The organism is Shewanella sp. S1-49-MNA-CIBAN-0167, from assembly GCF_040310145.1.
In the GTDB taxonomy this organism is placed as follows: Bacteria; Pseudomonadota; Gammaproteobacteria; order Enterobacterales; family Shewanellaceae; genus Shewanella; species Shewanella psychromarinicola.
On record NZ_JBEOPO010000047.1, the window covers coordinates 21407 to 34194 of the forward strand.

Sequence of the window (12788 nt, forward strand, 5' to 3'; positions counted from 1 at the left end):
AGCAACTCAGTTACGCGCCGCTCTTTAAACGGCGCAAACTACGTTGCAACCGACTGTCTTCTTTTCTTACCGACAACATGATTTCTTCGATATAGCTTAAATGCTCATTCGAAGCTTCGCGCGCGGCGTCGGGGTCCCGGCGTATAATCGCAGCCAGTAACGCGCGTCTGTGATCATTTGCCATGGTGGAAGCGTCTTGGCTTTTGCTTAAAAGCTCCAAATTTTGTGCCACATTTTTGTGCAGCACGGGGGTTAAACTCAATACTAAATGCAGCATGGCAACATTATGTGACGCCTCAGCAACTGCGCGATAAAAACGCACAATAGCAGCCGCTTTCGCTTCAACATTAGTTGCCGCTTCTAGCTCAATAATGCGATTTTGGATATTTTGCATATCCGCATCATTGCCGCGCAGCGCAGCATAATACGCCATCATGCCTTCAGTGGCGTGACGAAATTCGAGTAAGTCATACTGACTTTCAGAATCGTTATGCATTAATTCAACAATAGGATCGGCAAGACTTTGCCAAAGTTGTTCTTTAACGTAGGTGCCACCGCCTTGACGACGCATGAGCAAGCCTTTAGCTTCTAATTTTTGAATCGCTTCACGTAATGAAGGACGAGACACTTCAAATTGCACCGCGAGTTCGCGTTCAGGAGGTAGTTTTTGACCCGGCTGCAAACTGCCTTCGAGGATCATTCGCTCTAATTGTTCCATGATCACATCAGAAATTTTTGGCTGGTTGATCTTAATATAAGCCATTTTGCGCTCAGTTCCTTAACAAGCAATTGTCAATTGGTCTTACCAATTAATATGAGAGAGCGCACTTTATCAAATCATACAAGCCATGTCTAGTTATCAGAATACTGACAAAAGAGAGCTGCGTCGTTTAAAACGCTCATGCCTAGAGCATAACCTATATTTCTGTTCTAAGGGTCAGACTATTTATCCATATTAGCCTCAATACTGGATAAGCGTTGGGATAAATCGTTAAAGAAGCCTAGATGCTATAAAAGCTAAAAGCCTAGATACTAGAGCGCTACGCTGCTAGAGGCTATAAAATCTTAGCAGCGAAGCTGTCCTAGCAGGACGAAGTCCGCTCTAGAAGCGCAGCGACCCTAGCAGGACGTAGTCCGCCCTAGAAGCGCAGCGGCCTAGTAGCGAAGCGGCCTAGCTAGCTAACAACCCCAAAAATGGTTAATACGGAAACCAACGTCAGCAGCAACACAAAATTACGTTTACTCAATGCCAGTAATGCCAATGTGGACTGCACACTCAGTGGCGCATCCCCTGCTTCAGGTAAAGACTCAGCCGCCACCGCTGTATTGGTCACTATGGTTTTTGCATCAATATTGACACTTAAACCATATTGGCGCCACGCACTTAAGCCTTCGCTAAACTGGCCACTTAATACATAGCCAAAACTAAACACCCGACTTGGCAACCAATCAAATAACATCTGTAAATGATCGACCAATGGCATTTCAAGCTTATTCTTACTGTTGTACTCACTGTAAAAGCGCACCGTACAGTATAATATTGCACCTACCGGCCCTAAAAATATCAAATACAATGCAACGGCACCGTAATAGCGGTAATTAAGCCAAGCAACTGTTTGTCCCACTTTACAGCCTAAATCCTGTTCATCCACCACGTCTAAACAGTCACTACAATCCAACTCGCCGGCATAACGATAACAAGCTTGTACGTCGCCACGACATGCCGCTTGGATATACTGTTTAAACACGCCTCGTAATGATTGGTGACTAAAACAAATAATGGATATCAGTACCCAAAATAACAAACTCAATAAATCAAAAAATATACCATCGAGTAGAAAACTGATCACAAACACCAATAAAGCCGGCAGCACAATCGCCATCGCAACGCTAAATGCTGATTTAAGTGATTGGCTATCCCAAAACTTTTTTTGGTAACGCGTCATAACGCTATCGAACTGCCAACCACTTGGCAGCAGCTTCAAACGTTCAACTAAAATTGCCACTAATAATGAAAATAACGCCATGAATATCCTTTTTACTTCTATTCAGTTACAGCTGTCATCATTGAAGGACTGTGGTGTAAGTGGGCGGAGCCTGCAAGTCTTATGTGACGCACAGCTAACAACACATAGCGAGCAACACATAACGAGTAACACAAGCTATGCCACAAATGCTTACTTAAACAGTTGCAATGGCCTGTTGATATCGCGACCAATCAAAACTGAAACCAGGGTCTGTTTTACGCCCAGGAGCGATATCGCAATGGCCAACAATATTATTTACCTTAATCATAGGATACTGCGCCATTAACTCCAATGTTAACAGGATTAATTGCTGGTATTGCTCGTCGGTATAGCCACTACTATCTGTGCCTTCCAGTTCGATGCCAATGGCAAAGTCGTTACAGCCCTTACGCCCCTTAAACTCAGAAACCCCAGCGTGCCATGCTCTGTCATCACAACCAACATACTGCACCACTTCACCATCGCGCCTAATTAAAAAATGCGCCGAGACTTGCAAGCCAGCCAACTGAGCAAAACTGTCGTCGGCATCAATATCCAAGCAACCTTGAAATAGTTCATCAATATGCGGTAAACCAAAACACCCCGCAGGCAAGCTAATATTGTGGATCACCAACAAGCTGACCTCATTGTTGGGTCGTGGATTAAAATGGGGCGAAATACATGGTCTCGCGCTGGCCAACCAACCTTGTTGTAATAAGCCTTTTGGCATACGCCTCCTTAAACATAACTATCTAACCAGAAAATAAACTTAACAGTATTAAACCACAATACCAATGCTGATTATCCCTAGGGGCTAGGCCGCTTCGCTACTAGGCCTCTACGCGGATAGTGCGCTGCGCTTCTAGGGCGGACTGCGTCCTGCTAGTTACTAGAGCGTGACTACGTCACTGCTAGAGTCGCTGCGCTGCTAGGGCGGACTGCGTCCTGCTAGTTACTAGAGCGTGACTACGTCACTGCTAGGATCGCTGCGCTGCTAGGGCGGACTGCGTCCTGCTAGGGACAGCTCCGCTGCTAAGATTTTATAGCATCTAGCAGCGTAGCGCTCTAGTCTCTAGGCTTTCGCTTTTTCGCTTTTTATCGTATGTCATCGCATGCCACCGCTCGTCACCAAGATTTTATAGCATCTAGCAGCGCAGCGCTCTAGTCTCTAGGCTTTCGCTTTTTATCGTATGTCATCGCTTGCTACCGCTCGTCACCAAGATTTTATAGCCTCTAGCCGCGTAGCGTCCTAGCAGCGAAGCGATCTAGGCTTTTAGCTTTTAGATGCATATAAGTGTCAGTATATAGCCAAGTTATGCTAATCTTTAACAAATGCTTTTTGCAACAAACACCCCATTGAACACTCTGTTGAACACTCTGTTGAACAAGGTTATCATTTAGCCTTATCACGTTCTTTAGCAAGGACTTAGCTTATGTTAGAAAACGATATCCGTCATGCTGTGCAAACAGCGCTTGATGAAGACTTAGGTCACACGACCCATAATACTATCCACGACATGCTTAATGCCGATATTACTGCCCAGCTTATCCCAGCAGACAAACATGTTTCAGGCGCGTTAATCACCCGCGAAGACGGGGTTTTTTGTGGTAAAGCGTGGGCAGAGCAAGTCTTTAATCAACTGGGCAGTGAAGTGGTACTGCATTGGCATGTTGATGACGGTGATTTAATTGTGGCTAATCAGTTACTATGCGAACTATCTGGCCCTGCACGGGCTATTTTAACGGGCGAACGTACCGCAATGAACTTCATTCAAACCTTGTCAGGGGTTGCCAGCTTAACCAAGTTATACGTGAATAAGCTCGTGGGTACTCATACCCAATTACTCGATACCCGCAAAACCATCCCAGGCCTGCGCACCGCCCAAAAATACGCAGTCACCTGCGGCGGCGGCAGAAACCACCGCATAGGCTTATTCGATGCTTTCTTAATTAAAGAAAACCACATTATGGCTTGCGGCGGCATCTCCCAAGCCATTACAGCAGCACGCGCGTTAGACAGTCACAAACCAGTCGAAGTCGAAGTCGAGTCACTTGAAGAACTCACTCAAGCACTCGATGGCGGCGCCGATATTATTATGCTCGATAATTTCGACGTGACTATGATGGTCGACGCTGTCAGCCTCAATAATCGCTATAAAAACCAAGGTAACGGCGCTAAATTAGAAGTTTCAGGCAATGTCACCTTAGACACTCTAGCCTCTTTCGCGCAAACGGGAGTAGATTACATCTCTGTCGGCGCACTGACTAAGCACGTAAAAGCCTTGGATTTGTCGCTGAGGTTGAAAAGTTAACCATAAAAGCTAAGGTGCTAGGGCGTGACTACGTCACTGCTAGGATCGCTGCGCTGCTAGATCGGACTGCGTCCTGCTAGGACAGCTTCGCTGCTAAGATTTTATAGCCTCTAGCCGCGTAGCGTCCTAGCAGCGAAACGATCTAGGCTTTGTGCTTTTAGATTTTAGATTTTTGCTTGTATAGCATCTAGCAGCGTAGCGCTCTAGCCTCTAGGCTGTTCGCTTTTATAGCATCTAGCAGCGTAGCGCTCTAGTATCTAGGCTTTTAGCTTTTATAGCATCTAGCAGCGCAGCGCTCTAGCATCTAGGCTTTTAGATTTTAGATTTTAGATTTTAGATTTTAGCTTGGGTATAAACCTGTCAGATTTCTCCCAAAAAGCGCCAATAAAACGCCTTTGTTGCTTTTTTGTCAAAAAAACACTTCTTAACCCAGAGAAGTCAAAAATAATTTATCGTATAATGTACGGGAAATGTGAAAATAGAGCGTTTTTAGACATTTATTTTTTATTTAGCCGTTAACCCTATTCCATTTTGTAACAGTTTATATTAACGTTTACCTCGGCGAGTTGGCCTTTCAGCCATGCACTGTACTCGTTAGATTGTAAATAACGTCAAAATACTAACAATTAATTAACATTTACTTTGTAACCACACTAGCAGATGTTATTTTGTATCTTGTTAACATTGACCTATTTACTCTATGTTTACCACTCAGCCTAAATGCTCTATTAAATAAATAATCGGCTAGCATTGTTTGCGGTTAACATGGTTATTACCTATGTGTTGTATATTGTGCCATTGTGCCATTGTGCCATTGTGCCATTGTGCCAAAAACAGCATAGACAGAGATAACCATGGTCAACACAAGTAACGCTGGCACTATAATAATCGTGGTCATCTAGTATCTAGTATCTAGCACCACACAATTGTGCTTTACGGTTTTAGGCAAATGGAATGCCAACTACTTCACCTAGTTACTAGCATTAGTTACTAGTCTAAGTGAAGCTTATAGATATCGAGGATTGATACGACCCTAGCCTATTTTACGGAGAGAAAATGAAAAGTATCAATCAAATCAAAAACGCTAAGGGCTTTACGCTTATTGAATTAATGATCGTCGTCGCGATCATCGGTATTCTTGCAGCAATCGCATTGCCTGCTTATCAGGATTACACCGTTCGTTCACAGGCTGCATCCGCACTTCAAGAAATAACCTCTGGGAAAGTAGGCTTTGAGCAAGCGGCAGTTGAAGGTAGAACACCGAATACAACAAGAGACAGCGCTGGTTTTATTGGTGTTGGTACAACGACAACATATTGTTCAGCGGTTACTGTAGTGGTTCCTACTGCCGCCGTTGGTGGTTCTCTAGCATGTACAACTCAAGGCGGTAACGTCGCTAAGTTTGATGGTAAAACTATTACACTAACTCGCACACTTCAAGGGGTTTGGAGTTGTACATCTGATTTAGATGCGACCTATTTACCTGGTAAGTGTACTACAGCTCCTTAAATTGGGCTAAAAAACATAGGCAGCTTATGCTGCCTTTTTTGTCTTTGGCTATAAAAGTATTTATGTCATAATTTAAAAATATCATTATGTTATCAAGGTAAATAAGCATGTCGTCTGCGGGATTAAATCTTGGTCTCTCCACATTATTTATAAAAAAAAACCTGTTAACAGAAGAACAGGTTGCGGCCTCGATTTCCCAATCTCGTAAAACCAAAGTTTCGCTTGTCACCACCTTAATTCATTCTAAAATGTTGTCTGCTCGTGAAATTGCCGAGCTTTGCTATGAAGAATATGGCACCCCGTTACTCGATTTAACCGAATTTGATCTTGCAACAATAGCCGAAGAGTTATTAAACAAAAAACTCATCGAAAAACATAAGTGCTTACCGCTATTTAAACGCGGCAACCGCCTCTATATTGCCACCTCAGATCCAACCAATATTGCCGCACTTGAAGATTTTCAATTTAGCTTAGGGCTGCATGCTGAAGCGATATTAGTTGAAGACGACAAACTGCTTAAAGCCTTAGAAAAAATACTCGAAGAAGACATTAGCGGTCTTGGATTAGAAGGCGTTGACGAAGAAGCTCTTGCAGGTATTGAAGTCGCTAATACCGAAAGACATGATGAGCCGACCGGTGACAGCAGTGACGATGCGCCGATTGTTATCTATATTAATAAAATTCTCACCGATGCCATACGTAAAGGCGCTTCTGATTTACATTTCGAGCCCTATGAGAAGCGCTACCGTATTCGCTTTCGTATCGACGGTATATTACATGAAGTATCCGAACCACCAGTCAATCTGTCCAACCGGATTTCAGCCCGCTTAAAGGTGATGTCAAAACTGGATATTGCCGAGCGCCGCTTGCCCCAAGATGGGCGCATAAAAATGAAGCTGTCACGGACCAAATCAATCGACTTTCGGGTCAGTAGCTTGCCCACCATTTGGGGTGAGAAGATCGTGATGCGGATTTTGGATTCATCCTCCGCCCAGCTGGGGATTGAAAAGCTCGGTTATGAAGATGATCAAAGGCTGTTATACGAAGAAATGCTCGCTAAACCTCAAGGAATGATTTTAGTCACCGGGCCTACCGGTTCCGGTAAAACAGTGTCCTTATATACCGGCCTTAATATTCTTAATACCGAAGAGCGTAATATCTCCACCGCAGAAGATCCGGTCGAAATTAACCTCGAAGGGGTCAACCAGGTCCACATTAACTTAAAGGCCGGCTTAACGTTCGCTTCGGCGCTGCGCTCATTTTTACGTCAAGATCCTGATGTGGTGATGGTGGGTGAAATACGCGACTTAGAAACCGCCGAAATAGCGATTAAAGCGGCCCAAACGGGCCATTTAGTGTTATCAACGCTGCACACCAACTCGGCAGCAGAAACCTTAACTCGTTTGATTAATATGGGCGTACAGGGTTATAACATTGCCAGCTCAGTGAATTTAATTATTGCCCAACGCCTTGCCCGGCGCTTATGCCCGGAATGCAAGCATGAAGAAGAAATTCCTGTTGCTGAAATGCAACGCTTAGGCTTTACTGAAACTGATATAGCCAATGGTTTTACGGTATTTAAACCCGTAGGTTGTGAGCTCTGCTCAGGTGGCTATAAAGGCCGCGTGGGTATTTACGAAGTGATGAAAATGAGCGAGGAAATTGCTCGTACCATTATGGAAGGCGGTAACTCATTGCAAATTGCCACCCTCGCCAAGCAGCAAGGCATGCGCGATTTGCGCCAATCGGGGTTACTTAAAGTCATTCACGGCGTGACCAGTATCGCGGAAATTAACCGTGTCACTAGCTTTTAATTCCGCTATAGTCAAACAGTTATACTTATTCAGCTATAGTCATTCGACCATTTAATGGGTTATTTATCATTAACAATAATGCTTTAACCTGGATGACGCTCAATAATAAAAGGATTGGCTAAATGGCCACAGCAACTGCAACAAAAACAAAAACAAAAACAAAACCAAAGGCGAAAAAAATAACCAAACACCAACCTAAGGTGTTTACCTATCAATGGAAGGGTACCAATCGTGATGGCCAGCGCACTTCTGGTGAGCTAAAAGGCTCCTCTATTGCTGAAGTACGCAGTGTAATAAAAGCCCAAGGTGTCACCCCAAAAGGGGTACGCAAAAAGTCGGCCCCATTATTTAAATCTGAAAAAAGTATCACCGCAATGGACATTGCGATGATCACTCGCCAAATTGCTACTATGCTTGCTGCGGGCGTGCCATTAGTGACCACCATAGAGCTTCTTGGCCGCGGCCATGAAAAAGCCAAAGTGCGCGAATTACTGGGCACTATTTTATCTGATGTTCAATCCGGTATTCCACTTTCAGATGCATTAAGACCTCACCGACGTTATTTTGATGATTTATATGTCGACTTAGTCGCTGCTGGCGAACATTCAGGATCACTGGATGCGGTATTTGATCGCATAGCAACCTATCGCGAAAAAGCTGAGCAGTTAAAATCTAAAATAAAGAAAGCCATGTTCTATCCAGCGGCGGTCGTTATCGTTGCCATCTTAGTAACCTCACTATTATTATTATTTGTGGTGCCCCAATTTGAAGAAATCTTTAACGGTTTTGGTGCTGAACTGCCGGCCTTTACGCAATTTATTATTGGCATATCTCGCTGGTTGCAAGCCTCTTGGTATTTCTTTGTTATCGCGATTATCGTCGGCATCTGGCTATTCAAGAAAACTCATAGAACGTCCCAGAGCTTTCGCGATCGAATCGATGTAATGCTGCTAAAAATCCCCGTGATAGGTGATATTCTCCACAAAGCCTCAATGGCGCGTTTTGCCCGTACCTTATCAACTACCTTTGCTGCTGGGGTGCCATTAATTGATGGTTTAGAATCTGCCGCGGGCGCATCAGGTAACTATGTGTACCGTAAAGCGCTGTTAAAGGTACGCCAAGAAGTAATGTCGGGTATGCAAATGAATGTGGCGATGCGCACTACCAAATTATTCCCTGACATGCTGATTCAAATGGTGATGATTGGTGAAGAATCCGGCGGCTTGGACGACATGCTCAACAAAGTGGCTAATATCTATGAGATGCAAGTAGATGATGCTGTTGATGGACTATCAAGTTTAATAGAACCGATTATGATGGTAGTGATTGGTACTCTCGTCGGTGGTTTAATTGTCGGTATGTATTTGCCTATTTTTGAAATGGGCAATATTGTCGGCTAAATAAATATGACCAAGTATAAGAATAAGTATAAGAATAAGTATAAGAAGAATAATGACTGAATTTATCTCAACTTTTGTTGCCACAATGAGCCAATATCCTTGGGCATTTGTGGCGATTAGCTTTATTTTTGCGGCCACCATTGGCAGCTTTCTCAACGTAGTGGCTCACCGTTTACCTGTGATGATGAAACGAGAATGGCAAAGTGAATGTAATTTTTATCTCAATGAATATCATCCTGACATTGTCGAGCAAGTAGGCAATGATCGCTTAACTAAAGCCATCGATCCCTTCCCAAAAAAATACAACCTCATCGTGCCAGGTTCTGCCTGCCCTAAATGCAAAGCCGACATTAAACCTTGGCATAATCTACCTATATTGGGCTGGATGATGCTTAAGGGAAAGTGTGCCGATTGCAACACCCGTATTTCAATCCGCTATCCGATTATCGAACTGCTCACTGGAGTATTAATTGCCACATTAGCTTGGCACTTTGGCCCAACATGGCAATTTTTCTATGCCAGTATTTTAACCTTTGTTTTGGTGGCATTAACGGGTATTGATCTAGATGAAATGCTATTGCCCGATCAACTCACACTACCAATTCTTTGGTTAGGATTAATCATTAATCTTAAAGGTATTTATGCTAGCCCTCAAGACGCTATTATCGGCGCTGCGGCTGGCTATTTAAGCTTGTGGTCAGTATTTTGGTTATTTAAATTGGTGACGGGCAAAGAAGGCATGGGTTACGGTGACTTTAAATTATTAGCCGTATTCGGTGCATGGTTAGGTTGGCAAATGCTGCCATTAATTATTCTATTATCATCTCTAGTGGGCGCGGTAGTTGGCATAACCATGATTATGGCTAAGCGGCTCAGCAAAGGTAACCCAATCCCCTTTGGTCCTTATATTGCTTTAGCGGGATGGATAGCCTTAGTGTGGGGACATGACATCCTCAATTGGTATCTGAGTACCTTATGATGTTAAAAAAGTTTATCGTGGGCTTAACGGGCGGCATTGCCAGTGGTAAAACTACTGTGGCGAATTTATTCGCGCAATACGGCATAGACTTAGTTGATGCCGATGTTATCGCCAGAGAGGTTGTCTCAACCAACTCTGATGGGCTCAAAGCAATAACAGAGCACTTTGGCCAGGCTATTTTGCTAACCGATGGCAGCCTTGATAGAGCGGCTCTGCGTACACAAGTTTTCGACAATCCCGAACAGCGACTGTGGCTTAATAATTTACTCCACCCTATGATCCGCCAGAAGATGCTCGACCAAGTACAAACATCGACCTCAGCATACGTAATAATGATAGTGCCCTTGCTATTTGAGAATCATTTAGATAGTTTAGTGGATACGACTTTGGTTGTAGATATTGCCCCAGAGTTACAGATATCAAGGACGATACAACGTGATGGCGTCAGTAAACAACAAGTTGAGCATATTCTGGCGAGTCAAATGACCCGAGAACAGCGGCTTGCTCAAGCTGATAATATTATAGATAATCAAGGAGATCATGAGATGTTGCGCAGTCAAGTATTTGGTCTGCACCAACAATACTTACAACAGGCAGCCGATTTAGAAACTAACGTCCATGACTGATTTAATCTATGAACAACCATTAAATGAAAAAATACGCAGTTATCTGCGTATAGAAAACCTTGCCTTACAGTTAAAACTGCATGCCGAACAAGATAATCAACATCAATGTTTTGCCCCGTTATTTTCTCTTGCAGAGCTAACAGAACGTTGTGATTATCGCACTGATATATTAAAAGATATTGATAAACAAATTCAGTTAATTTCCCATTGGCGTACAAACTCAAATGTTGATAACGCGCAAGTGGATCAACTGACCGAAAGACTGATTGCATTGAAGTCGCCGCTGCAAGCACAAGAAAGAATTGGTTGTAGCCTTAAACAAGATAAGTTTATCTGTTCATTACGACAGCGCTTCAATATGACTGGGGCATACTGTAATTTTGATTTTCCTCAGCTGCACTTTTGGCTAGACAAAGACTGGCAATATCGACAGCAAGATATCGAAAACTGGCGGATGCAATTTAAGCCACTTTTAGCCCCAATCATGCTACTGCTAGAACTGATTAGAACGACAGCAGATTTTAGTTTATGCCAAGCACCAGTTGGATTCTATCAAGGCAGCTCACCGCAGCCTCTGTCATTAATCCGTGTAAAAATAAACCCCAACCAAAATTGCTATCCTACAATCAGTGGCAATCGAAATCGTTATGCCATTCATTTTGTCGATTTCGATTTACATCGTCATACAAGTGAAACTGTTGAGTTCTCACTAGCAACCTGCACCTAAACACTTTACCATCACGAGTAAGATTAATAACCAAGAATGATTATGCCTTTAACAGTAGTAAACTGCCCAATTTGCAGCACCAAAGTTGAATGGAAAGACGACTCCCTATTTAAGCCTTTTTGCAGTGAACGTTGTAAACTTATCGATCTTGGTGACTGGGCGAGTGAAAAACATGCTATTCCGGTTAAGCACGATATAGACCTAGATCTGTTGGATGATGCTGGTTTTGATGAAGGTGACTTCTTTAAATAATCCGTTTAAACAATCGATTCAAACAATAAGAAAGAAATAGTAAGGGCAAAACATGCAAAAGAGAATACATGTTGCTGTCGGCGTTATTATAAACCAACATAAACAAATTTTATTAGCCAAGCGTCATGACCATTTACATCAAGGTGGAAAATGGGAATTCCCGGGTGGTAAAGTTGAACAAAATGAAACGGTAACTGCCGCTTTAATTCGTGAATTGAAAGAAGAAGTGGATCTTGATGTAAACAGCACAACAGCATTTATGGATATCAGCCATGACTATCCAGATAAGCAGGTAAGACTTGATATCCACTTAGTGACTGATTTCAATGGCCAAGCAACTGGCGTTGAAGGACAACAAATACAATGGGTTGAATTACAATCCATCTCTGAATATGAGTTCCCTGAAGCCAATAAACCTATTTTAGATAAGCTGTTAACCCTGCCTTGGTAAGTCATATTGATAAGTTGTGTAATGACAGCTTATTAACCGATTCAAATCACTTCAACATGCTAGTTTCAAAGCGAAATACCTAAATGCTAGGACGCTACGCTGCTAGAGGCTATAAAATCTTAGCAGCGAGCGGTAGCAAGCGATGACGAGAGATAACAATCGAGCTAAAAACCTAGATGCTAGGACGCTGCGCTGCTAGAGGCTATAAAATCTTGGTAGCGAGCGGTAGCAAGCGATGACGAGAGATAACAACCGAGCTAAAAGCCTAGAGGCTAGGACGCTACGCTGCTAGATGCTATAAAATCTTGGTAGCGAGCGGTAGCAAGCGATGACGAGAGATAACAATCGAGCTAAAAGCCTAGAGGCTAGGACGCTACGCGGCTAGAGGCTATAAAATCTTGGTAGCGAGAGGTAGCAAGCGATGACGAGAGATAACAATCGAGCTAAAAACCTAGATGCTAGGACGCTGCGCTGCTAGATGCTATAAAATCTTGGTAACGAAGCTGTCTCTATCCGTGAGCACAGCGTTCGCTTGTTATCGTTTCTGAAGCTATCCCTAGCAGGACGTAGTCCGCCCTAGCAGCGAAGCTGTTAAATTGCAGACGTAAAAAAGCCCGCTATGTAATAGCGGGCTATTTCACTACTCTTTCGAGTAAATTAGGCGCCTGGAAATGACCTACTCTCGCATGGGGAGACCCCAAACTACCATCGG

General features: G+C 43.3%; 12 protein-coding genes. 9 read left to right on the top strand and 3 right to left on the bottom strand.

Translation table 11 applies throughout. The features are described from left to right. Positions 1-10: 10 nt before the first annotated feature. From pdhR to ampD, 3 genes are all read right to left on the bottom strand, one after another. Positions 11-763: a pyruvate dehydrogenase complex transcriptional repressor PdhR gene (gene pdhR / locus AAEZ00_RS17995; protein ID WP_101033779.1), complete on the bottom strand. Its 753-nt coding sequence runs from the start codon at positions 761-763 to the stop codon at positions 11-13. 412 nt (positions 764-1175) lie between these two features. Continuing rightward, the gene (gene ampE, locus AAEZ00_RS18000; protein WP_351089322.1) at positions 1176-2027 is read right to left on the bottom strand and encodes a beta-lactamase regulator AmpE; all 852 of its coding nucleotides are present in this window, start codon (positions 2025-2027) and stop codon (positions 1176-1178) included. Positions 2028-2181: 154 nt separating this feature from the next. Next, positions 2182-2736: a 1,6-anhydro-N-acetylmuramyl-L-alanine amidase AmpD gene (gene ampD, locus AAEZ00_RS18005; RefSeq protein WP_124013428.1), complete on the bottom strand. Its 555-nt coding sequence runs from the start codon at positions 2734-2736 to the stop codon at positions 2182-2184. A gap of 703 nt (positions 2737-3439) precedes the next feature. On the opposite strand from ampD, the gene nadC reads away from it, so the two are divergent. The 9 genes from nadC to mutT all read left to right on the top strand — a co-directional run bounded on the left by nadC (position 3440) and on the right by mutT (position 12076). Continuing rightward, positions 3440-4318 (top strand): carboxylating nicotinate-nucleotide diphosphorylase, encoded by an 879-nt coding sequence (gene nadC, locus AAEZ00_RS18010; RefSeq protein WP_351089324.1) that lies wholly within the window; start codon positions 3440-3442, stop codon positions 4316-4318. A gap of 1056 nt (positions 4319-5374) precedes the next feature. Next, complete coding sequence (locus AAEZ00_RS18015; RefSeq protein WP_351089326.1) at positions 5375-5827, top strand: pilin; 453 nt, start codon at positions 5375-5377, stop codon at positions 5825-5827. Between the two features lie 107 nt (positions 5828-5934). Then, positions 5935-7641, top strand: coding sequence for a type IV-A pilus assembly ATPase PilB (gene pilB / locus AAEZ00_RS18020; protein ID WP_351089328.1), 1707 nt, complete (start codon positions 5935-5937; stop codon positions 7639-7641). Between the two features lie 122 nt (positions 7642-7763). After that, the gene (locus AAEZ00_RS18025) at positions 7764-9041 is read left to right on the top strand and encodes a type II secretion system F family protein (RefSeq protein WP_351089330.1); all 1278 of its coding nucleotides are present in this window, start codon (positions 7764-7766) and stop codon (positions 9039-9041) included. Positions 9042-9093: 52 nt separating this feature from the next. Next, on the top strand, positions 9094-10020 hold the full coding sequence (locus tag AAEZ00_RS18030) for a prepilin peptidase (protein ID WP_124013425.1): 927 nt from the start codon (positions 9094-9096) through the stop codon (positions 10018-10020). Further along, a complete protein-coding gene (gene coaE, locus AAEZ00_RS18035) occupies positions 10017-10646 on the top strand; it encodes a dephospho-CoA kinase (RefSeq protein ID WP_351079341.1) in 630 nt (209 codons plus the stop codon). The genes AAEZ00_RS18030 and coaE overlap by 4 nt, the downstream gene beginning before the upstream one ends. Next, positions 10639-11373 carry a cell division protein ZapD gene (gene zapD, locus AAEZ00_RS18040; protein ID WP_351089333.1) on the top strand — a complete coding sequence of 245 codons (735 nt, stop codon included), beginning with the start codon at positions 10639-10641 and terminating at the stop codon, positions 11371-11373. Before coaE ends, zapD begins: the two co-directional genes overlap by 8 nt. A gap of 42 nt (positions 11374-11415) precedes the next feature. Next, positions 11416-11625: a DNA gyrase inhibitor YacG gene (yacG, locus tag AAEZ00_RS18045; protein WP_101033769.1), complete on the top strand. Its 210-nt coding sequence runs from the start codon at positions 11416-11418 to the stop codon at positions 11623-11625. Positions 11626-11677: 52 nt separating this feature from the next. Continuing rightward, positions 11678-12076 (top strand): 8-oxo-dGTP diphosphatase MutT, encoded by a 399-nt coding sequence (gene mutT, locus AAEZ00_RS18050; RefSeq protein WP_351079347.1) that lies wholly within the window; start codon positions 11678-11680, stop codon positions 12074-12076. Positions 12077-12788 lie beyond the last annotated feature (712 nt).

Excerpts from the sequence above, each read along its gene's own strand:
- AAEZ00_RS18025 (WP_351089330.1), top strand. The coding sequence starts at position 7,764 with ATGGCCACAGCAACTGCAACAAAAACAAAAACAAAAACAAAACCAAAG.
- AAEZ00_RS18030 (WP_124013425.1), top strand. The coding sequence starts at position 9,094 with ATGACTGAATTTATCTCAACTTTTGTTGCCACAATGAGCCAATATCCT.
- yacG (WP_101033769.1), top strand. The coding sequence starts at position 11,416 with ATGCCTTTAACAGTAGTAAACTGCCCAATTTGCAGCACCAAAGTTGAA.
- nadC (WP_351089324.1), top strand. The coding sequence starts at position 3,440 with ATGTTAGAAAACGATATCCGTCATGCTGTGCAAACAGCGCTTGATGAA.
- pilB (WP_351089328.1), top strand. The coding sequence starts at position 5,935 with ATGTCGTCTGCGGGATTAAATCTTGGTCTCTCCACATTATTTATAAAA.
- AAEZ00_RS18015 (WP_351089326.1), top strand. The coding sequence starts at position 5,375 with ATGAAAAGTATCAATCAAATCAAAAACGCTAAGGGCTTTACGCTTATT.
- ampD (WP_124013428.1), bottom strand. The coding sequence starts at position 2,736 with ATGCCAAAAGGCTTATTACAACAAGGTTGGTTGGCCAGCGCGAGACCA.
- mutT (WP_351079347.1), top strand. The coding sequence starts at position 11,678 with ATGCAAAAGAGAATACATGTTGCTGTCGGCGTTATTATAAACCAACAT.
- zapD (WP_351089333.1), top strand. The coding sequence starts at position 10,639 with ATGACTGATTTAATCTATGAACAACCATTAAATGAAAAAATACGCAGT.
- ampE (WP_351089322.1), bottom strand. The coding sequence starts at position 2,027 with ATGGCGTTATTTTCATTATTAGTGGCAATTTTAGTTGAACGTTTGAAG.
- coaE (WP_351079341.1), top strand. The coding sequence starts at position 10,017 with ATGATGTTAAAAAAGTTTATCGTGGGCTTAACGGGCGGCATTGCCAGT.
- pdhR (WP_101033779.1), bottom strand. The coding sequence starts at position 763 with ATGGCTTATATTAAGATCAACCAGCCAAAAATTTCTGATGTGATCATG.